At 59.5% G+C, this 19,594-nt stretch carries 20 protein-coding genes and 1 pseudogene; 9 read left to right on the forward strand and 12 right to left on the reverse strand.

Annotation, left to right across the window (positions count from 1 at the left end; all coding sequences use genetic code 11):
• Positions 1–2: 2 nt before the first annotated feature.
• The 7 genes and pseudogenes from PQR27_RS30300 to PQR27_RS30330 all read right to left on the reverse strand — a co-directional run bounded on the left by PQR27_RS30300 (position 3) and on the right by PQR27_RS30330 (position 6,304).
• Entirely contained in the window at positions 3–482 is a 480-nt protein-coding gene (locus PQR27_RS30300; RefSeq protein WP_408527256.1) for a carboxymuconolactone decarboxylase family protein, read from the reverse strand.
• A gap of 181 nt (positions 483–663) precedes the next feature.
• On the reverse strand, positions 664–1,545 hold the full coding sequence (locus PQR27_RS30305; protein WP_408528352.1) for an RNA polymerase sigma-70 factor: 882 nt from the start codon (positions 1,543–1,545) through the stop codon (positions 664–666).
• Positions 1,546–1,616: 71 nt separating this feature from the next.
• A complete protein-coding gene (locus tag PQR27_RS30310) occupies positions 1,617–2,621 on the reverse strand; it encodes a DedA family protein/thiosulfate sulfurtransferase GlpE (RefSeq protein WP_408527257.1) in 1,005 nt (334 codons plus the stop codon).
• A gap of 520 nt (positions 2,622–3,141) precedes the next feature.
• On the reverse strand, positions 3,142–3,948 hold the full coding sequence (locus PQR27_RS30315; protein ID WP_408527258.1) for a hypothetical protein: 807 nt from the start codon (positions 3,946–3,948) through the stop codon (positions 3,142–3,144).
• 121 nt (positions 3,949–4,069) lie between these two features.
• Complete coding sequence (locus tag PQR27_RS30320; RefSeq protein ID WP_408527259.1) at positions 4,070–5,077, reverse strand: bestrophin family protein; 1,008 nt, start codon at positions 5,075–5,077, stop codon at positions 4,070–4,072.
• Positions 5,078–5,166: 89 nt separating this feature from the next.
• Positions 5,167–5,412 (reverse strand): annotated as a pseudogene (locus PQR27_RS30325) (DHA2 family efflux MFS transporter permease subunit); the annotation flags it as partial.
• A 10-nt stretch (positions 5,413–5,422) separates the two neighbouring features.
• Positions 5,423–6,304 (reverse strand): lecithin retinol acyltransferase family protein, encoded by an 882-nt coding sequence (locus PQR27_RS30330; protein ID WP_408527260.1) that lies wholly within the window; start codon positions 6,302–6,304, stop codon positions 5,423–5,425.
• Positions 6,305–6,564: 260 nt separating this feature from the next.
• Between PQR27_RS30330 and PQR27_RS30335 the strand changes: the two genes are divergently transcribed.
• The 7 genes from PQR27_RS30335 to PQR27_RS30365 all read left to right on the forward strand — a co-directional run bounded on the left by PQR27_RS30335 (position 6,565) and on the right by PQR27_RS30365 (position 13,017).
• Positions 6,565–6,738: a hypothetical protein gene (locus PQR27_RS30335; RefSeq protein ID WP_408527261.1), complete on the forward strand. Its 174-nt coding sequence runs from the start codon at positions 6,565–6,567 to the stop codon at positions 6,736–6,738.
• A gap of 329 nt (positions 6,739–7,067) precedes the next feature.
• Positions 7,068–7,475 carry a cupin domain-containing protein gene (locus PQR27_RS30340; RefSeq protein WP_408527262.1) on the forward strand — a complete coding sequence of 136 codons (408 nt, stop codon included), beginning with the start codon at positions 7,068–7,070 and terminating at the stop codon, positions 7,473–7,475.
• A 322-nt stretch (positions 7,476–7,797) separates the two neighbouring features.
• Entirely contained in the window at positions 7,798–8,070 is a 273-nt protein-coding gene (locus tag PQR27_RS30345) for a hypothetical protein (protein WP_408528353.1), read from the forward strand.
• A gap of 350 nt (positions 8,071–8,420) precedes the next feature.
• Entirely contained in the window at positions 8,421–9,629 is a 1,209-nt protein-coding gene (locus tag PQR27_RS30350; RefSeq protein WP_408527263.1) for an NAD(P)/FAD-dependent oxidoreductase, read from the forward strand.
• Between the two features lie 591 nt (positions 9,630–10,220).
• On the forward strand, positions 10,221–11,150 hold the full coding sequence (locus PQR27_RS30355; protein ID WP_408528354.1) for a LysR family transcriptional regulator: 930 nt from the start codon (positions 10,221–10,223) through the stop codon (positions 11,148–11,150).
• Positions 11,147–12,046, forward strand: a complete 900-nt coding sequence (locus PQR27_RS30360; RefSeq protein ID WP_408527264.1) for a DMT family transporter — start codon at positions 11,147–11,149, stop codon at positions 12,044–12,046. Before PQR27_RS30355 ends, PQR27_RS30360 begins: the two co-directional genes overlap by 4 nt.
• A gap of 242 nt (positions 12,047–12,288) precedes the next feature.
• A complete protein-coding gene (locus PQR27_RS30365; RefSeq protein ID WP_408527265.1) occupies positions 12,289–13,017 on the forward strand; it encodes an EF-hand domain-containing protein in 729 nt (242 codons plus the stop codon).
• A 170-nt stretch (positions 13,018–13,187) separates the two neighbouring features.
• On the opposite strand, the gene PQR27_RS30370 is transcribed toward PQR27_RS30365, so the two are convergent.
• Positions 13,188–13,898 carry an SDR family NAD(P)-dependent oxidoreductase gene (locus PQR27_RS30370; RefSeq protein WP_408527266.1) on the reverse strand — a complete coding sequence of 237 codons (711 nt, stop codon included), beginning with the start codon at positions 13,896–13,898 and terminating at the stop codon, positions 13,188–13,190.
• Positions 13,895–14,647, reverse strand: coding sequence for an SDR family oxidoreductase (locus PQR27_RS30375; RefSeq protein ID WP_408527267.1), 753 nt, complete (start codon positions 14,645–14,647; stop codon positions 13,895–13,897). Before PQR27_RS30375 ends, PQR27_RS30370 begins: the two co-directional genes overlap by 4 nt.
• Positions 14,648–14,833: 186 nt before the next feature.
• Between PQR27_RS30375 and pdxR the strand changes: the two genes are divergently transcribed.
• Positions 14,834–16,363 (forward strand): MocR-like pyridoxine biosynthesis transcription factor PdxR, encoded by a 1,530-nt coding sequence (gene pdxR / locus PQR27_RS30380; protein ID WP_408527268.1) that lies wholly within the window; start codon positions 14,834–14,836, stop codon positions 16,361–16,363.
• Between the two features lie 99 nt (positions 16,364–16,462).
• Here the strand turns inward: pdxR and PQR27_RS30385 are convergent, their stop codons facing one another.
• Positions 16,463–17,137, reverse strand: a complete 675-nt coding sequence (locus PQR27_RS30385; RefSeq protein ID WP_408527269.1) for an FMN-dependent NADH-azoreductase — start codon at positions 17,135–17,137, stop codon at positions 16,463–16,465.
• Positions 17,134–17,601: a GNAT family N-acetyltransferase gene (locus tag PQR27_RS30390; RefSeq protein ID WP_408527270.1), complete on the reverse strand. Its 468-nt coding sequence runs from the start codon at positions 17,599–17,601 to the stop codon at positions 17,134–17,136. Before PQR27_RS30390 ends, PQR27_RS30385 begins: the two co-directional genes overlap by 4 nt.
• A gap of 263 nt (positions 17,602–17,864) precedes the next feature.
• Between PQR27_RS30390 and PQR27_RS30395 the strand changes: the two genes are divergently transcribed.
• Complete coding sequence (locus PQR27_RS30395) at positions 17,865–18,107, forward strand: hypothetical protein (RefSeq protein ID WP_408527271.1); 243 nt, start codon at positions 17,865–17,867, stop codon at positions 18,105–18,107.
• A gap of 87 nt (positions 18,108–18,194) precedes the next feature.
• On the opposite strand, the gene PQR27_RS30400 is transcribed toward PQR27_RS30395, so the two are convergent.
• Positions 18,195–19,577, reverse strand: coding sequence for an undecaprenyl-phosphate glucose phosphotransferase (locus PQR27_RS30400; protein ID WP_408527272.1), 1,383 nt, complete (start codon positions 19,575–19,577; stop codon positions 18,195–18,197).
• Positions 19,578–19,594 lie beyond the last annotated feature (17 nt).

The raw sequence follows: 19,594 nt of genomic DNA on the forward strand, positions 1-19,594 counted from the left end.
ACTCAGCTGAGATTCGCCTTGTCCAGACCGAATGCCTTGTCGAATGAGCCCGGCACCGGTTTGAACGCGACGTTCGCGCGGTTCCATGCGTTGATAGCCATCACTTCGAACGTCAGGTCCGAAAGTTCCTTTTCGGAGAACTGAGCACGCACGTTCTCGTAGATATCGTCGGGCACACCGTGTTCCGGAAGCTTGGTCAGCACCTCCGTCCAGGCAAGCGCGGCGCGTTCCCGCGTTGCGAAGAGCGTCGACTCACGCCACGCCGCAAGATGATGGATGCGCAGTTCGCGCTCGCCGTGAATACGCGCTTCCTTCACGTGCATGTCCAGACAAAATCCACAACCATTGAGTTGCGACGCCCGGATTGAAACCAGGCCACGAATTGATTCTTCGATTGCGCTGTCTTTCAGTAGCTCGTTGAGCTCAACGAACTTCTTGACGAGTACCGGCGATTGCTGAAAATAATTGATACGCTGCATCATGACTTCTCCTGGCGACGGTAAGTGAACACCCGCCTATGCGGGTGCCGTTAGCGGCTATAGGCCGTACAAGTCATCGTAGATGTGCGCGGTGTGTCTCGGTAGACGTGTGAACGGACTCACTGTGTTGCCAACGAGGCACCAATTGCCGAGTACAGCACACCCGCGCCGGGAAGATCGGTGTTCAGCTATTCTGGTGTGCTGCCGCGATGCGGGCGAGCTTGTCCGGATTGCGCTGCACGTGGATACAAACAAAGCGCTCACCGTCCGTTTCGAACGACGATCCTGATTCGAGTTTGCCTTCAATAAAACGCAGCAGCGCCCATTGACCGTTGAGCACCTCGAGTTTGACGCTGAGTTTGCTGCCGTAACGCAGCGACGACGCATAGAAAAGTTGCGCGATGCGCCGGCCGCCCGCCATTGGTCTCGGCAAGCTCGGCACTTTGCCGCCGCCGTCCCCGATCAGCATCGCGTCTTCGGCCAGCAATGCGTTGATCGCGGGGAAGTCGCCTCGTTCCAGCGCCTGGGCGAACATCCGCAGCAAGCGAAGATGCGTCTCGCGTGGCACCACATGACGTGGGCGCTCGTCGCGTAATTGCGCTTTCGCACGGCTTACCAGTTGGCGGCAAGCCACTTCCGTCTTGCCGATGGCTTGTGCGACCTCGTCATAATCCGCATCGAATATCTCGCGCAGCAGGAATGCTGCTCGTGCTTCCGGCGTCAGCCGCTCGAGCAGCAACAGAAAGGCCATGGAGATGTCCTCGGACCGTTCCGCCGCTCCCTCTGGCGTAGCCCGGAAATCCGTCATTTGCGGTTCGGGCAACCACATGCCCGCGTAGCGTTCGCGTTGAATCTTCGCCGCACGCAGACGGTCAATGGACATTCGCGTCGTGACCGCGACCAGCCACGCCTCCGTGTTAACGATGACTTCACGGGCGGCGGCATGCCAACGCAGCCAAACGTCCTGTACGACATCTTCAGCCTCGGCAACCGACCCGAGCATTCGATACGCAATCTTATGCATTCGCGGGCGGAGCCCATTAAAGGTACCTGCATCGTCGTCCATAAACAGACTTTCTCTCGCGTTAAAGCACAAGCGCTGCCAGAGGGCTTCTCGTGGGACAGGCTGGCTGCCAGTCAATGCGCAAGAAGTTCCCTCCCTTCTCCGCTGACGACAACACCGGTTGCCACCATCATCGGATCGACTTCGAAGCCCGCCGCGCGCCATGCACCGATACCGCCCAAAAGCGGCAATGCAAGTTTGACGCCGGCCCGCCGCAACCGCCTGGCCATCCACGCCGCAGACACGTCGTTGGGACACGAACAATAGATGACCAGCGTCCGGTTCACCCCATAGCACTCGACAATCTGCTGAAGTTTCCGTTCATCGGCAAGCACGGCGCCTGGAATAACAAACGGATCAAGCATTCTCCGCTCGGCGGAGCGGATATCGAACACCACTGGCCGCGGATTGTTCGCCAGCAATGCATGCAACTCGCCCACGCTGATCCGCGCCTTTTCGAGCGCTTTTGCCAGCAAGACTCTCCGGCAGTATCGATACGCCACGTAAAGCACCAGGGCGATGCCGATCACGAACAACGTATGCCAGCCAAGATGGGAGACAAGTGCGAAAACCCCGTCGATCTGCGAGGCGAAGATTGCACCGATAGTCAATCCAACCGACGCCCATAGCGCAACGCCTGCGCCATCGTGCAAGATAAAGGTACGCAACCTGACGGCCATCGCACCGCACAGCGGCACGGCAACGAGCGATAAGCCGGGTAGGAACCGCGCAACGATCAGCACGCGGACGCCCCAGCGGCCAAAGAAGCGTTCCGTTTTTCTGACGCACGTTTCGCGCGACAACGACAGTTTGCAAACGATATGAAGCGTGCTTTCGCCGTACCGCTTGCCGCCCTGAAACCAGACCAGGTCACCGAGCACGCCGCCAATCATAGCGGCGCCGATTATCGTCGCGAAATGCAACAACGTCGGCGACGCACCACGTGTAGCGAGCGTAATGCCTGCGCCAACCGTAATCAATGTCGGTATGACAGGCAATGGCAGACCAAGCGAAGAACCCAGCACATTCAGGAATACGACTAACACGCCGTACCGCGCGATCACTTCATTCGACAACATGATGCTCTCCTTCTGGCCTACGTATACCCGTCTTGAAGATCGTTCATCGCCTGGACCGGTCTGCCCGAAGCAGACCCGGCACTGACCGGCATCCTGACGGTGCAGCAGCGAAGATCGTCATCGCCTGACCACGACTCACTACCCTTCCAGTACATAAACAATGCGGCAATCTGCATATCGCTGATACGGTGCCGTGTCTACCTGGTTCGCTTCAGGTAGCTTTCGCTGCCACCGTCAGGACAAATCGTATGCGCGGTTGCCGAACGGCAGTAGCCCCGCGAAGGACCTCACCGTGTTGTCGCGGTAGCAACAATCAACACCACTGGAAAATGGGCTAACGTTCGGCCCTGCCGATCGGGAGCAAGGGTCCACGCCAGCAAGTGCTTGCGGCCGGGGTAGCACACATGGTTGCAGCAGGCATAGGGCGCATGCCGGGCGAGGCACACATGCGCATGCGAGCGACGCGCAAACGATAGTCCGCGTTGGAATGATCTGCTTCGCGACGAGCTGCCAGCTTGCGCTACTTCGAAAGATGCAGCGCCTTCGACAGCACCACACCGCGCTGTGGGCTAACCAGCCAGATGGCACTGATATCAACGTATAACCTGAAGGTTCTTGTCGTGATGTCAGTAGGCTCGTCATCGGTAGGATCGCTGTGATCGATCCGGTCGTTGAAATAGGGTGGCACCAGGTGCCCCTTGAGGACAATCGCGTAGTCCCCATCCGCTTCTGCGTGCGCAGCCGGTGAGAGTGTCACGCGTCCGTGAACCCTGGTCTTCTTACCTTCGCCAGACTCAAGCTCGATTGTGTCGACACGCTGAATGAATCCTTTGGACCTCGCTTCCGGCGCGACCACAAGCTTTCGACCGCTTGGTCCGACTATTGTCTTCTTGAGGAGGATGCCCCCCGGATTGTCGTCGCCGGCCAAATCCACGTTGACCGTCAACCGGTGTTTGTCTGCCTGATACCGTATCCCGTACGAGACGGGTATAACAAAAGTCAGTTCGCGAGCAAGACTGGCTTCCGTCAGGTCGGAATTGGAGCGCTGCTTACCGGTTGGAATGTGGATCAGGTTCAGGACGCGATCGCCCAGGGAAGGCGAGCCGGCACTCATGTGCTGGTTCACCATCCTGTCCCGAATGGCAACTGGGTCGTCACCTACGAAAGGGCTTCCCGACGAAAAGCTTGCAGCATTAGAGGCTTCGGCGCCCGCCGCACGCATGACCTCGGCCGCATTTGCCTGTGTTCTGACTTCTGCCAGCATCAACACAGATACGAGGACGCGCATGCTGCTGGATAAGACTCGTTTGGATTTCAGATGAAACACGACAATACTCCTCGCGTTCCAACACGGGCTGTTGTAAAGCCATGCTGGTTCGATTCAGATGCGCAACCGATCCACCGGTCTTGAGCGGGCTCCCGCCAGGTCGTTCTAATCAACTTCCGAATTAAAGCACGACGTCAGTCTCCTGGTCCGGCATGGGAGCCATTTCGGCATCGCCAAGCATCTCCCTTAGCTCGCATTCGATAGTCCGGCAGAGCATTGAAATTGGCACATCGTTGGCGCCGCCCTCAAACGGGTTTTCAGTGCTCTCCCCGACCTGCTCAAGCGAGGTGTACATCCACGAAACCATGACGCTAAAAGGGACGACGAGCCAAACCATGTTGCCGTGCATGAATCCCGTCACGCCCTCGTTAAGTTTGTTGAACTCCTGCAGCAAGCCAAAAGGAAAAAGCAGACAAAAGAACCGCACGAACAGCGTATTAATTGTTGCGTACTGACGCGGATAAGGAAAGTTCTTGAGTCGCTCGGCACTAGCTTGCTGGTCAATCAACTCCCGGAGTGTCCTTTCCAGTTCCATGTAAAAGCTGCCGCTGATCTTCCCGGAAGCGAGCAGCCGGCTGATAGCCGCACCTTGCAGGCTTAAAACCTGGGTTGGCCTACTTGCACTCGACAACACCTGCTTTGTTTCCGCAGCGGGCAGGTACAAGGGCAGCAGATCCTGAATCCCAATCTCGCGCTCAGGAATACTATAGTAGCGTTGGTATTCGGCGTTGAACGGTTTGTCAGTACTTTCCCAGACCCGCGGCCGCCTGAGCTCATAACGTAAGGCCGTGAGCCACGCCAGATGCCGGTACACCAGTTCTTTCGAAATCTCCGCATTGGCAGGGAAATCCCGGGCAATAACGCCCCAAAGCCGACTCGCGCTCAGGATCGATGTCCAGATATGCTGCGCTTCCATCGCCCGACTGTATGTCTGGGCGTTTTTGAAGCCCACAATGAACGACGTGGCAGTACCGAGCAGAACAACGACGGTCAGCGGTACGGATAGCCAGCTTAGACCCAGCGTTTTATAAAGAACAACCGGTACCGTTCCGCAGATGAGAAGCCCATAGATCTGCCTTCTGGTCCAGACCAGGAACTCGGAGAATTTGTATGATTTTCCCAGATGCATGACGAGTTTAGGGGTAAGAAAATTGCTAGTACCAGAGTGAATGAGCCTGTAGAAATTGGCGCCTGGTGCGCCAGCCTGTTACGAAGAGCTCAGTGCGCACCCACCGCCGCCGCACCACCATCGCCCTTGCCAGGTCTCGTCAGCCAGATCAGCGGAATGATCGCGATGAAGATCATCGACGAGAGCCAGAAAATATCGTTCAATCCAAGCATCGCGGCCTGCGCGTTCAACGCATGTTCGAAAAACGCTGCGGCCTGATCCGTGCTGCCGCCGAGCGTCGCGTGAAGGTTCGCCATGGCGCTCATATAGTCGGGGTTGTTCACCCCCGACTGTTCGGGATGCGATTTAGCCTGCGTGTCGTTTAGTGCCGCTCCTGTCGCTTGCCTCGCGCTTTGCGAAAGGGATCGACGATACGACGTTGCCCGCGGACCCCGTATGCAAAGGGACAATGTTCCGCACGATGGTATTCGCGATCTCGGCATCCGCCTGTGCTCCGTACCCGACAAACACATCCGTACGATACGACGTGTTCATGGCCGCGCCGAGCTGCGGGCCCGTGTTGTTGCGCGTATCCACTTCGACTTCCGGCACCCCCAGCTTCAGTGCGCCTGATGCGCGTGGTCTGGTGTTTGACTGAATGCTCATTTTCTGGCCCATCAGATAGCCGCGTAAAAAATTCTGCGTTGAAAAGCGTGGGGCACATCCAGTCCGACCCTGGCGACTCGTCGCGCGACCTAACCGGTGACTGCTCTGGCGATTCGGCTCCGCGAGGTCACGGAAAGTGTCCGCCGCAAGTGCAAACAGCGTCTTGATACCTGTCCATGGATTCCTTAAACATCGACGTACCTGCTGACTACGTCCGGCACCTAGCACACACCATGTGCAGAAGTGTTCGCAGTTATTGGTCAGCAATCGATATCGGTCTTCGCCGAGGCGGGACCTGGCCCTCTCCACCGCTTCTGTTCCGGTATGTATGGCGTCTGGTTCCGGCTGAATTTTTATCCCTTTTCCTGCCGCGAAATCACGCAACGGAATATATTCAATGGGGTGCCGTTTCGCGGAGTGGAGAAAACCTCCGTAGTGAATCACCTGTCCATGCCCCGCATAAATTCCATGGTGCGTATAGCCTTCTCGCTCACTAACAAGATGGGCACCAACTTCGATAGCGCGTTTTGTGCGCGCCGACGCCGGCGAAGCTCCGGGACAATCAATGTCTGAGTTTTCCATGGCGAACCACCCATGTCGTACCTGCGATGAATTCAGTACTTGGGGAGCCAGATAGCTGACTTCAGAGAATGCCGCTGAACGAGAGTGCAATTGCAAGTCCGACATTGATCGCACATACCATAATCCAGCCAACTAGCACTAACAGAGGTCCGAGACGAAACATGGTGCCCTCCACTAACGACCTCGACGACTCGTCAACTCAGTCGAGTCACCGCGCTGCATGTCGGAATGATAGGTATCGAATCCCTGCCCCGGTAGATATGTATCAGGACACTCACCGTTTCCGCCACGGCACCAGTGGGCGCCTCAATCTGGAAGGCAAGCTCGAACCGGCGCATTCAGCCGAAACAAACGGCGGGCACTTCGTTAGTATTCTGGTGCAGCGCAATCGCGACATGCCAGCGCGTATCACCGCAGCGCACGGCAATACCTGAACGCTGATTTTTCTCCGGCCTGCACGCGCCCGCCCGCTTTTGATTGGTGCCAAAGGGGCAACACCGTGAGCCCGTTTGCGCGTCTACCGCGCTACGCGGCGTCGACCTACGATACCTTCATGCGGCGCCCTGCCGCTAACGACATCCGCCAAGTGCGGGTATTTGCCGTCGTCGCGAGGAGAAGTCCATGACGCGCGTATCAACGACATCCAGCAATCGCCGGAACTCTTCAAGAGATTCCTTGAGTTCAGCAATCTGCCGAAGGACTGTGTAATCGTTCTTCTTCATCACCGTCCCGCGTGCGGGCTACGCTACCTGGAATGCACACCATGTTTCGCCTGAAGAACACTGCAATCGCCATGCTCGCTGTCGCAGGCGTGCTTGTCGGCACGGCGTGTGCCGCGGCTCCCGAAGCCGCTGTCACGCCGCTACTCACAAAGCCGCTCGACGACTACCCGGGCAAGGAAGCGCTGATGATCACCGTGACCTATCCGCCAGGCTCCGTCGACCCCGTCCACCGGCATCATGCGCACGCCTTTATTTATGTGCTGGAGGGTTCGATAGTGATGCAGGTCAAGGGCGGCAAGGAAGTTACGCTGACGCCTGGACAGACCTTCTATGAAGGCCCGAACGACGTGCACACGGTCGGGCGCAACGCAAGCCAGACCGAACCTGCGAAGTTCATCGTGCTTCTTTTGAAGGACAAGGGCGCGCCCGTTCTCGTGCCAGAGAAGTAAGCATCTTCGTGCAGCGACGCTTTTGGCTTTTGCTTTTTCCGGCTTGCCGCCAGCATCCGCATTTGCGTGTTCGCGGCGTGCCGTGGCCTAAGGAATGCGCCATGACCCGGTTCGAAAAATCCTCCCCGCCGGAAAAACCCACACTTCGGACGGTGGCTGGAACGGCACCGTCCGCAGCGCTGGCGATGGCACCCATCCGGCACAACTGTTCGCCGCCAGCGGGTCCATCTCTCTCATCCGCGCGATGGCCTTCCCGGCCGGCAAGATGAAGATCGCGCTCCCGCCTCTCATTCAGTTCGCCATCCTTTCCTGGAGTTCTACCATGAAGACCAAACTTGTCGCTGCACTGCTCACCGCGCTCGGTGCATCGCTGGCTGCGCCTGCGTTCGCCAGCGGCTACGGCCCGGCACCTTTCTACCGGCCCTCGGTCGGTGCACCGACGCCACAGCGCGTTCAAATTGCCGGAGCGCCCGCCGCCGAACACGACGACACAGCCGATATGCAGCGTGGCCGTGGCGGCGTGGCCGCCGGGTCGTCGCAATCGGGCAGCCGTGCGGCCGTGACGCTGCACGATGACCCGAACGTGCATCACTGATCGCACTCAGTCTTCATTGCGCAGTACCGCTCATTGACCGCCTGGACGGGCTGTGCCGGACGCAGACAATATCGCAAATTTGCTCACCCGGCGACCGGTATCGTTCAGGTATTTTGAAACTGGACCAACTACCTTTCTGTAAGCCGGATCAATACATGGCGAGAACAGTCGCGACAATAGAGCCTGTCAACTATTCGAGGATGCGTATCTCGGGAGGAGCTGGCGTTATCCCGGAGATGGGTCACCGTACGGCGTCGTGAAAGATCACCGCGTAACGAAGCAGGGTATCGGTTGTCGTGAGTCCGGTACCTGTCGTCGAATTCGCAATTTTCTAACAGAAGGCAATAATCATGTCGCAGAAGATCCTGATAGTAGGTGCCGGCTTCGCCGGGGTATGGGGTGCGCTGGGCGCAGCTCGCGTACTCGATGCTGCGTGCGTATCGACCAGTGACGTTGAAATCACCCTGATTTCGCCGAAGCCGGAGTTGCAGATCCGGCCGCGGCTGTACGAAAGCGAGCCGCAGCGTATGGCTGCTCCGCTGCTGCCACTGCTCGAGGCCGTTGGCGTGAATTATCTCGAGGGCATGGTCGAAGAGATTTCCGTCCATGAAAAGACAGTGAGTGTAGTGGCCGCAAATGGCCAGAAGCGAACGCTCTCATACGACCGGCTGCTGTTGACAAGCGGCAGCAAACTGAGCAGGCCACCGGTTCCGGGCCTTGCAGAGTACGCTTTCTCTGTCGATCGCATTGAGGATGCCGTCGTACTCGAACGCCACTTGGAAGAGTTGGCGAGACAGCCGGATTCGCGTGCGCGCAACACGGTTGTCGTGGTGGGATGTGGCTTTACGGGCATCGAGGTCGCGACCGAGCTGCCTACGCGAATGCGCCAGACGTTTGGCCCTGATGCCGCTATCCGGGTTGTCGTTGTGGGCTCTCAGGCCGAGATTGGTCCCGATCTCGGACCTAATCCTCGCCCGTTCGTATCTGAAGCATTCAACTCACTGGGCGTTGAGGCCGTACTGGGATCTGGCGTGGTGTCGGTCGATGCAGACGGGGTTCGCACTGCGTCGGGAAGCCATATTGAAGCCAGGACGGTAATCTGGGCGGGAGGCATGCGCGCCAGCTCACTGGCTGCGCAAGTTTCTTCGCGTCTTGATCCGCTAGGACGTGTCGAGGTGGCATTGGATCTTCGCGTAGCAGAAGCACCTGATGTGTTTGTGGCGGGTGATGTGGCGCAAGCGCTATGCGACGATAACGGGCGCTACGCATTGATGTCCTGTCAGCACGCCATCGTGATGGGGCAATTCGGCGGACATAATGTAGCCGCAGATCTGATCGGTGTCCCGACCCTGGAATATAGACAACCGTTTTATGCCACTTGTGTCGACCTTGGCGAATGGGGTGCTATCTATTCGGAAGGCTGGGATCGGCAGATCAAACTGACGAACGCCGAAGGCAAGGCGCGGAAGCAGATCATCAACACGCAGTGGATCTACCCGCCGGCGCCGAATCGTACCGAGGCATTGGCGGCGGGTAACCCGCAAGCTTCCTTCGGCTAACCTTCTGGCACCGCCCTGGCGGTTGCAATGACCGGAGTGGTGGATCCGCCACGTGCGGCAGCGACGATGAACGTTTTCAACCGACCATCGCACGCTGCTACCGCACGTGGCGCCTTCACTTTAAGCGCCGGTCTACTACGTGGCACGTGGCGCCATTCGCGATGTTCCCAACTCCTCCCTCTACTTTTCCTTCATGCAGTCCTTCCTCGCTCCCGAGTCGCGAGAGCTACCTGGCTGCCGTCATGGCGAGCGCGAGCGGCGCAGCGCGCTCAAGCCGTTCATTGGCCTGCTCAAGAATGCGAAGGGCCCTGCTTACACCTGATACGCAAATACCAGGCGACGACTCCTTGTCAGGAGCAAAACGCGCCTGCAGCACTACTTGAAGATCTCAGAATCAGTTGGAAGAAACACCTGGAACGCACGTGACGGCAGCGAGGATGCCGCAGTGCACGGGGAGCCAGGCCGCATTGGATTTCCTTTTTGGGGAAGAAATTGAATCAACCGGACACATTGGAATGCTGCTTTCGCCTCGGTTTGTCGAATCGCGCTGACGCGCTTTCCACAAGTATCGCCGCGAGCTATGCGGGCATCATGGCATTCATGGCGGTGGCGAGCGAGGGCAGTTTCGCCAAGGCCAGCGAACGTCTGGGCGTGGGCAGATCGGCCGTGAGCCGGAACGTCCAGAGGCTGGAAACGCAGTTGAGTACGCGGCTGTTTCTGCGCACCACGCGCACCACACAATTGACGCGCGAAGGCCAGCGGTTCTTCGAGAACTGTCACCAGGGTGTCGCGCACATCGTGGAAGCCGTGAACGACATGCTCGAGCTTCGCCAGGGGCCCCCTCGCGGCCTGGTCCGCATCAGCTCGACGGTGGGCTTCGGCAGGAAGGTGGTGGCGCCGCTGCTGGAAAAGTTTATCAAGGCCTACCCCGACATTGCGATCGATCTGCTGCTCGACGACCGGCCGACGGACTTTGCCTCCGAGCAGATCGACGTGGCGTTCCGCAACGGGCGCATCGAAGATTCCAGCATCGTCGCCAAACAGCTGATTCCGATGCAGATGGCACTTTGCGCCGCACCATCCTACGTGAAAGCGCACGGCCTGCCGCATACGGTGGAAGAGCTGTGTCAGCATGAATGCATCAACTTTCGCTTCTCCAGCGGCCGGGTGTTCGAATGGGAGTTCAAGGTCGATGGCCGCGTGCGGAAATACCTGCCGACAGCCCGCCTCACCTTGAACGATGCCGACCTGGTCTTGCATGCGGTTCTGCAGGGCTCCGGCATTGCGCAGATGGCCGGCTATCAGGTCTGCGATCACATCGCGGCCAATGAGCTCGTTGTCGCGCTCGCGAGGCATGCGCCCGACGATCGTGGGCACTACATCTGTTATCTGAACCGGCAGCATTTGCCGACGCGCATTCGCGTCTTCATCGATTTTATGACCGAGCAGATTCGTGCGCTCGATCTGCCCGACCGGGTGCGACGCGACATCGAGACTTCGACAGTGGGGATGGCGGCATGAATCTGGTTTCGTGGCTCTGCGCGGCCGGCGCGATTATCCTCTGGGCGTCGTTTGCGACGCTGGTCTCCCACGCGCCGCAAGTGCCTCCGCTCATGCTGACGGGCGTGGCCCTGTCGTTGGGGAGTGTGACATGTCTCCTGCGCGCTCGCGAATGGCGCGTGCCCTTGCGGACGATGGCGTTCGGCACCATCTGCCTGTTCGTGTATCACGTCAGCCTGGTCATGGCATTCCGGCTCGCCCCCATCACCGAGGCAAACCTGATCAACTACCTGTGGCCCCTGCTGCTGGTCCTGCTCGGCACCTCACTACGGCGCGGTGCTGATTGCGCCGCAAAGATTGCCGGCGCGATGCTCGGCTTCGGCGGCTGCGTTGTCGCGATTGGCTCCACTTCGGGCAGCCTTGCGTTCAGTATGGCGCATGGCGTCGGCTATGCGATGGCGTTGCTAGCGGCCGTTGTCTGGGCCGTGTATTCGCTTGGCGCCAGATGGCTGCCGCCGTTTTCGTCGTGGGCTGTCGGCGGGTTTTGCCTGGGTGCCGGCCTTCTGGCGATTGCCAGTCATCTGCTATTTGAGCGTGCCTTCACACCGTCCGGCAGCGACTGGCTGTGGATGACCGCCATTGGTCTCGGCCCGCTCGGCATTTCTTTCATGCTGTGGGATCGCGCGTTGCGGCAGGGCAATGCGTCGCAGATCGGCATCCTGGCATACAGCACGCCGGTACTGTCGATGTTGGGCCTGGCGCTTGCAGGACAGGTCACAGACCGCGACTGGTCGACGATCTTCCTTGCCAGCATATTGATTGTGGCAGGCGTAGCGGTTGCCTCGCTGGCGTCGACAATTAAAAGAAGCGCACTTTGTCGTGAAGACGCGCACGCTTCGGCGGACAGCAGCGTATAGCAGGCATCCCGGAAATAGCTACGGTGTCCAATCTAATTCACGGAATTCCAACAGACGAATCGGGCCGCGAAATTGATCCGATACGTCCTGAGAAGAGTTCAAAGCGGAAATAGAGCACTAAACCCCGTCTTCTTCAGGCTTTAGACGATGGCGCCGTTGCTAATCTTCTGAGTGTGGTTCGGCGATTTAAATGCAAATTTCGCACAATTTAATTTTTAAGGACAGAGGTAGTTGATTGTCCAGTGAAGAGCATCGAAATCGGCGATCACACAATTTTTTCAACTACATTGGAGAGCTCTATGAGGGTGATGCCTTCGTTGCCGTCGTTTTACTCAAACTTCGTCAATCAGGAAGCGAAAAAGACTCAACAAAAGTTCTCAGTAGCGGGGAGCAACGGGCAGTCGTCGGCCGGAGCAGCGGCAAATGTGATCAAGGACGCGCAGAGTGCGTCCGCGAAAGACGCCCAAACAGATGCGGACGTAGCGAAAGCGAATGCCGCCACTATCGACCATTTCGCAAAACTGGGAATGACGCTAATGTCGACATCATTTTCGTCGCTTTACAAGAATGAAGTCTCGGCCGCGACGGACCAGAACGGTGACGGCATGATTTCGTTATCCGAACTTGGTCATCAAGTGGTGGCCGGCGGTGGGACAAATGCTCAAGCGGCCTCGCTATACAAAGCAATGGATGAGAACGGGGATGGTTCCGTTTCAGCGCGGGAATTCGAGGACAGCCTCCCAGATCCTTTTGCTACCCCTGAGTTCGCGCAGCAAATGAAAGCCCGTATTGAGCAATTTCAGAAGGAAGCGAGCCCGAACGGAAGCATAGTGATGGAGTCCCCTGAAAGTAAGCCGGCTCCGGTAGACGCGGGGCTGGTCCTTGGCAGTCTGGCGATGGAACTGGACTCTGGCAGTCAGTCATCAAATTCTGGCAACGGTCAATCGAACTTCGGCAGCCAGGTGTCCTGAACGCGGGACGGCCGACCATTGGCTCCTGCTTGATAGCGGAGTTTGATGGTCGGCAAGTCGGGGCGCGTGGCCGCCCCGACGTTGTCGAGCCGCCTGCTTCCAGGGACTCGCGGATGATGTACTTGCTGCAGAGACAGGAAAGGGCACCGGCATGCGGTGCCCAACGAATTTTAGCGCCCGGCGCTCTGGCCGCCGTCGACGTGCAGGATTTCTCCCGTGATGAACGATGCCGAATCAAGGAACAGAATCGCGTCGGCGATATCGCTCATCTCGCCCATGCGCCCGAGCGGATGGAAAGCGCCCAGCGCTTCGTGGGTTTCCGGCGAGTGCATCGGCGTCTTGATGATCCCCGGCGCGACGGCATTCACGCGAATCCCTTTCTTGGCGTATTCAATCGCCAGTGACTTCGTGGCGGCGTTCAGACCACCTTTCGTCAGGGCTGCCAGTACCGAATACGAGCCGCTGATTGCAGCGTCAGCGGTGCTGGAAGTCACGCTCACCACGTGGCCGCTCGAATACTTTTCCATTTCGGCGATGGCGAGCTGCGTGATGTAATAGAAGCCCGCCACATTCACGTTCACCACAGCGGCGTAGTCTTCCGCGGTGTGTTCGGTGAAAGGCTTGCCGATGTAAATGCCGGCGTTGTTCACCAGCGTGTCGATCCGGCCAAACTTTGCAACGCCTTCGGAAATGACACGTTGGGCGGTAGCCGGATCACCGATATCACCGGCAATCGTCAGGATGTTCGGATCTTCCGACGGTCTGATCGAACGCGAGGTTGCGACAATGCGGTAATCCAGCTTGCGAAATGCCTTGACGACTTCGGCACCAATGCCTTGCGATGCGCCAGTAACGACGACAACCTTTTGCGACCGGCTCATGCTTTTTTCGCCTGTGCCAGCCACTGGTCGAGACTAACACGGCCGATCCGCGCGTCGCCGAGCGGCACGAGCGATTGTTCTTCGACAAGACCGCCGTAGTACCGCGCATCGCGATCCGTCACCACCGGGCGCGCGTCGCCTACCGATTTCAGATAACGCGCGACGATCTCCGCAAAGGGCGCGCGGTCTGGGCCGGCGATGTCGACCCTGCCGTTTAGCGGCGCAGACTGTGCGATCTGCGCGAGAATTGCCGCGACATCGTCTACGGCGATCGGCTGAAACAGTCCTTCGCCGATGCGCACCGTACCGCTGTCCGTGCTGAAATCCGCGATACCGCCGATGAACTCCATGAACTGAGTCGCGCGCACGATCGTGTACGGTACACCCGCCGCTTCAATCGCTTCTTCCTGCGCGACCTTGGCAACGAAATACGCGTTCTCCGGCGAGCGGTCGCAGCCGACGATGGATAGCGCAACATGATGGCGCACGCCTGCGGCCACTTCGGCCTTGCCGAGGTTGCGCGCCGAGGTGCGGAAGAAGTCGAGCACCGCCTGCGGCTCCCATGACGGCGCGTTCGTTACATCCAGTACGACGTCCGCGTCCACCAGCGCATTGCTCAGGCCCTCGCCCGTCACCGCGTTCACACCGGTACGCGGCGACGCAGCGACTGCCACATGGCCCGCCTCGCTGAGCAGTTTGACCACACGTGAGCCGATCAGGCCGGAACCACCGATTACGACGATCTTCATGGCAAATTCTCCAGATGAAAGTAATTGAACGTGCGGGGCGCTGGCGGACATCGTATTGTGAAACTGCTGGCCGCCGTCGCATCGCCTGAGGCTATTGTGGAAGAATCATGTTCTATAGAGAAGTGACAAGAATCGTTGAGCCGACTAGTCCAAGTCGCTTCCGTGCCCCTTGTCCGAGAGACCGTCATGACCGTGCCGACTCCCCCATTGACTATCGAAATCGATCGGCAGCAGCAGCTGCCGATCTATCTGCAGATCTGCGAGCGTTTCAGGACCGCGATCGCCGCGGGGCATCTGCGTCCCGGCGACCGTGTGCCGGCGCTGCGCGGCCTCGCCACGCAGCTGAACACGGCGCGCGGCACGGTCGAGCTAGCCTATACGATCCTCGTCGACGAGGGCTACCTGCAGATGCGCGGTGCGGCGGGCACATTCGTATCACGGTCGCTGCCGGCAACGGTGATGCGCTCGTCGCGCACGCAAAGTGTTCGGGACGCGCACGGTAGCCAGAGCACCGAAGGAACCGGCGCGCCGGTAACACCGGGCGAATCGCGCGGCGGCCAACCGGCGCCGCGCCAACTGGGCATCGCTGCCGCCATGAGCGGCGAGCCGCTGCCGTTGCAACCGGGGTTGCCCGCGCTAGACGCATTTCCGGGCAAGGTATGGAACCGGCTCGTTGCGCAGCGCGCGCGCAGCGGCGACCGAGCGATGCTCGCGTACCCGGATCCGGCCGGCTACCGGCCGTTGCGGGAACATATCGCCACCTATCTCGGGCTCTCGCGCGGCGTGACCTGCCTGCCGGAACAGGTATTCGTCACCGGCGGCTACCGTGCGACGCTGGAACTCGTGTTGCGTAGTCTCGCCCGCCCGAACGATCACGTATGGTTCGAGGATCCCGGTTATCTGCTCGCGCGTAGTTTTCTGTCCGAGACCGGCGTGCACCTCGTGCCGGTGCCGGTGGATGGCGAAGGGATCGATGTGGAGCGCGGCACGTTGCTGGATGCGCAAGCGCGCTTCGCGGTGGTCACGCCGTCACATCAAAGCCCGCTCGGGCACACGCTGTCGCTCGCCAGACGCATGGCGCTGCTGGACTGGGCAGAGAAAGCGTCCAGCTGGATTATCGAAGACGACTACGACAGCGAGTTCCGTTATGTCGGCCGGCCATTGCCGCCGTTGAAGAGCCTCGACCGGCGCGATCGCGTGGTCTATTGCGGCACGTTCAGCAAGGTGATGTTTCCCGGTTTGCGGCTCGCGTATGTGGTGGTGCCAGAGCGAGCCGTCGAGCGCGTCGGGCGGGTGGCGCGCAGCATGAACGCCGGATCGCCGACGCTCTTGCAGGCGGCCGTGGCGGATTTCATTGGACAGGGGCATTTTGCGCGTCATCTGAAACGGATGCGTGCGTTGTACAGCGAGCGGCGCAAGCTGATCGTGCACGCGCTAGAGCAGACGTTTGGCGAACGGTTGATTGTCGATTTGCCGCCAGGTGGGATCCAGTTCGCGGTGCAGTTCGCCGAGGGCCCGGATGGCCCGGTCGACGACGTCGCCGTCGCGTCGCGAGCCCGCGAGGCGGGGCTCGCAGTGCTGCCGCTTTCGATCTGGTACGCAAATGCCCGTACGCGGCGTGCGCGGCGCGGTCTCGTGATGGGCTTCGCGAACATCGCCGATGCGCGTGAAGCCGGCCGTCTCGCGCGAAGCTTGCGCGCGTGTCTGGACGGCTGACGCGCGGGGCATGTACGCAGATCTCCGATTGGCGCCGCGCGGCACGCCTTCGCACGATGCGGCAAGAGCGCTTACGGAACGCATTCCGTCCGGCGCGCGCTATGCGCTGCGCGCAGCCGCACCCGCCGCCGTCCTCGCGCTACCGGCCGCCTGCACGGCGAGCGAAGCGAAGACCGCATCGTCGGTGAGTTGGACGCGCGCTGCATCGAGCTCGTCGGCCACCGTCGCTTCGCCCCTCACAAGCCCCTGCAAGAGAAGAAACCGCACGCTGTGAATGCCGATCGAGCCGAGCGCGTAGCGCAGATACGGCGTCAGGAAATCCGGCTGCCGTGCGTGTTCGCCGCTATGGACACTGCCCGAACCGACGATCACGATGGTCGGCCGGTCGCGCATCAGTCCAACCTTGCCGTCCGGTGTCGAAGCAAACGTGCGATGAATGCGCAGCGTGTAATCGATCCACAGCTTGAGCGCTGCCGGCACCGTGAAGTTGTGCATCGGCGTGTTGATAATGAGCGCATCCGTCGTTTCGATTTCACCGATCAGTTGCTCTGAGACACTGAAGTGCGCCTTATCCGGCGTGCGCGATGTGATGGCGCGGGCATAGTCGCGGGCTACCGGCGGCAGCGGTGCGGCTGCGAGGTCGCGTTCGATCACTTCGATGGCCGATGCAGCGGCTGCGGCGTGCCCACGTAGCATGCCGACGATCTCGTCGGCGAAACGGTAACCGTGACTCGCCTCGCCATGCGGGCTGGCATTGAGTAGCAAAATTCTCATGACGTAAGCGCGGCAGGATGGGAAAGAGGGGCGAGTGGTTCGACGAAGTGCATGCCTCGTGCGAGCAGCCCATTGCGGAAATAGAAGCGTTGCGCAAGTGGCATGTGAAGGCCCGTGTCGAGCACGAAGTGCGCGCAGCCGGCTTCGCGCGCTATCTGCCGTACGGCGTCGAGCAGTTGCGCGCCAACGCCGCCACGTTGCAGCGTGCCATCGACAACCAGATCGTCGACATAGACGAAGCGGCCATACAGCAGATTGGTCAGCGTGCGATAACCGGCGAGGCCGACCACGCGGCCCGCGTCGGACGCAGCCAGCAGGCGATAGCCTTCGGCGTTCTGCCGGGCCACTTGAGCGGCAAACGAGCGCGCATCCGTTAGATGCGGGCGCAACTGACGCATGACGTCGAATGCGGGCAACAGCGAATCGGGCGTGTCGAGGTGAACGAAGCGAAGTGAGGTAGCCATGAGCGTCTCCACGAGGAACAACGCTCACAATACCCGGTGCACGGCCTGGTCGGTAGAGCCAAGAAAATGCATTTCGACCAAGCCATGGGAGTGACTCACGTGTGTCCGCTGAGCCGGGGCCAGCCGCAGATCACATTAAATCTGCTGTGCATGTACAGTCAGCGTTGCTTACCACGCGCCACCGACACCAGCTTTTTTACACGTCGCGCCATATTCAAAAGGACGCCGCCGGATCGATTCGCAGACGGTCGTCTGTGCGGCATATGCTGGACGTCATTGCAGTCTTCCTCCAGCGCGCGAGCATGATCGGCGCTGTCGAATGGCCATTCGATCACCACCGCTCTCAGGAGCGCCGTGCGTTGGCCTGTTCCGGCGCTGTCTATGTACGCGTTAATGGCGGATGCCTCTTCCTCAGCCGCTCGCTGACAATCCGCGACAATGAAGTCGTTAAGTCCTTCGATATGGACGCACCACAACCGTTCGCTCACATCCCTGTCTCCGTTTGACGCTCTGAATCGCCTGCAACCGCGCCCCCGCAGCTTGCTCCCAATGCTCGACTCCCCGCAACGTATTACTGGGACCTCGATTCAGGCTCAATAAGCATTAGGATGATGTAGCCCTTTGAATACGGTCGCGCAAATGATCTTTACGTCAAGTCTGAATGACCAGTTCCTGAGGTAATACAGATCATGTGCTACGCGGCCCTCCATTTTTTCGATTCGATCGGTCTCGCCGCGAAACCCGTTAATCTGCGCCCAGCCAGTAATGCCAGGCTTGATGCGATAACGATGAATGTAACCGGAGACAATGTTCTGGTAGAGATCGTCGTGTTCGAGTGCGTGAGGACGGGGCCCCACTACCGACATATCGCCGCGTAGCACGTTAAAGAATTGCGGTAATTCATCAAGGCTCGTGCGACGAAGAAATCCACCCACTTTGGTGATCCGTGTGTCGCCGCGAATAGCCTGCTCGAGCACGCCATGCTTCTGTGCATGCAGACGCATGGTGCGAAACTTGAAGATCGTGAAGACGCGCCCGTCTGCCCCTTTGCGGCGCTGTTTGAAAAATACCGGTCCGGGCGAACTCAGCTTCACCGCAACTGCACACGCAAGCAGGACGGGCGACACCGCGATCAGCGCGCACAGCGCAAAGAGACGGTCGAACAATTCTTTCTGTACCAGCGCGTTGGGCGGCAACGGCGACGCGGCCAGATTGATGGTCGGCACGCCGAGCAGGTCTGTGACACTTCCTTCAAACAGAGCCAACGTACGCACGTCGGGCATGAATCGTATGTTGATCAGATCATTGCGAAACTCGTCGACCAGCCTGAGAATCGTGCGCTCCTCGGTCAGTGGCAATGCCAGCCAGACTTCGCAGATCTGCTGTTCACGCACGTATCGAATGAAGCTTGCATGCTCTTCAAAGACACGCACCGATGTCGTGGTCGTTACCGTGGTATCAGGCTGCACGTTATACAGCGCGTTGGGCCGAAAGCCAGCGGCCGGTGACATCTCCATCTTGCGAATGATCTCATCGCAATGGTCCCCGCATGCTGCCACGGCAACCTGCCGCAGATTCAGACCCGCGTTGCGCGCCCGGCCCAGCAGCACGTGTGTCATCATGCGGCCGGCAATCATCAGGCCGCCTGAAATGCCTGTCCAATATGCGAACCAGAGACGCGAGACGAAGTCGATGCGATGTAACGAGAACATCAACGCCATCGCGCAGGCCTGCACCATGAGCCAGCCGAGCGCAATTTGCCCCGCCAACGCTCTCTTCGACCGCCCGCGCCAGGATTCGTAAACTCCGAGCGCCGGAAAAACAGCGAACGAAAACGCGGCGGCGAAAGCCACGAACGCAAAATAGAAACCTCGCTGGGAGGCATCGCCGAAGCGGATCTGCGAGGCCACGAGTGCGCCGGTCAGGATCATCGCGCCGTCGAACAGTCTTGCCAGTAGACCAGTAATCAATCGCATCACAGCCCCCCAGGAGC

Source organism: Paraburkholderia fungorum (genome assembly GCF_046027215.1).
Classification (GTDB): domain Bacteria; phylum Pseudomonadota; class Gammaproteobacteria; order Burkholderiales; family Burkholderiaceae; genus Paraburkholderia; species Paraburkholderia fungorum_D.

Bases quoted from the DNA above. Each gene is read 5' to 3' on its own strand.
- PQR27_RS30300 (WP_408527256.1), bottom strand. From the start codon at position 482: ATGATGCAGCGTATCAATTATTTTCAGCAATCGCCGGTACTCGTCAAG.
- PQR27_RS30305 (WP_408528352.1), bottom strand. From the start codon at position 1,545: ATGGACGACGATGCAGGTACCTTTAATGGGCTCCGCCCGCGAATGCAT.
- PQR27_RS30310 (WP_408527257.1), bottom strand. From the start codon at position 2,621: ATGTTGTCGAATGAAGTGATCGCGCGGTACGGCGTGTTAGTCGTATTC.
- PQR27_RS30320 (WP_408527259.1), bottom strand. From the start codon at position 5,077: ATGCATCTGGGAAAATCATACAAATTCTCCGAGTTCCTGGTCTGGACC.
- PQR27_RS30330 (WP_408527260.1), bottom strand. From the start codon at position 6,304: ATGGAAAACTCAGACATTGATTGTCCCGGAGCTTCGCCGGCGTCGGCG.
- PQR27_RS30335 (WP_408527261.1), top strand. From the start codon at position 6,565: ATGTATCAGGACACTCACCGTTTCCGCCACGGCACCAGTGGGCGCCTC.
- PQR27_RS30340 (WP_408527262.1), top strand. From the start codon at position 7,068: ATGTTTCGCCTGAAGAACACTGCAATCGCCATGCTCGCTGTCGCAGGC.
- PQR27_RS30345 (WP_408528353.1), top strand. From the start codon at position 7,798: ATGAAGACCAAACTTGTCGCTGCACTGCTCACCGCGCTCGGTGCATCG.
- PQR27_RS30350 (WP_408527263.1), top strand. From the start codon at position 8,421: ATGTCGCAGAAGATCCTGATAGTAGGTGCCGGCTTCGCCGGGGTATGG.
- PQR27_RS30355 (WP_408528354.1), top strand. From the start codon at position 10,221: ATGGCATTCATGGCGGTGGCGAGCGAGGGCAGTTTCGCCAAGGCCAGC.
- PQR27_RS30360 (WP_408527264.1), top strand. From the start codon at position 11,147: ATGAATCTGGTTTCGTGGCTCTGCGCGGCCGGCGCGATTATCCTCTGG.
- PQR27_RS30370 (WP_408527266.1), bottom strand. From the start codon at position 13,898: ATGAGCCGGTCGCAAAAGGTTGTCGTCGTTACTGGCGCATCGCAAGGC.
- PQR27_RS30375 (WP_408527267.1), bottom strand. From the start codon at position 14,647: ATGAAGATCGTCGTAATCGGTGGTTCCGGCCTGATCGGCTCACGTGTG.
- pdxR (WP_408527268.1), top strand. From the start codon at position 14,834: ATGACCGTGCCGACTCCCCCATTGACTATCGAAATCGATCGGCAGCAG.
- PQR27_RS30385 (WP_408527269.1), bottom strand. From the start codon at position 17,137: ATGAGAATTTTGCTACTCAATGCCAGCCCGCATGGCGAGGCGAGTCAC.
- PQR27_RS30390 (WP_408527270.1), bottom strand. From the start codon at position 17,601: ATGGCTACCTCACTTCGCTTCGTTCACCTCGACACGCCCGATTCGCTG.
- PQR27_RS30395 (WP_408527271.1), top strand. From the start codon at position 17,865: ATGCTGGACGTCATTGCAGTCTTCCTCCAGCGCGCGAGCATGATCGGC.
- PQR27_RS30400 (WP_408527272.1), bottom strand. From the start codon at position 19,577: ATGCGATTGATTACTGGTCTACTGGCAAGACTGTTCGACGGCGCGATG.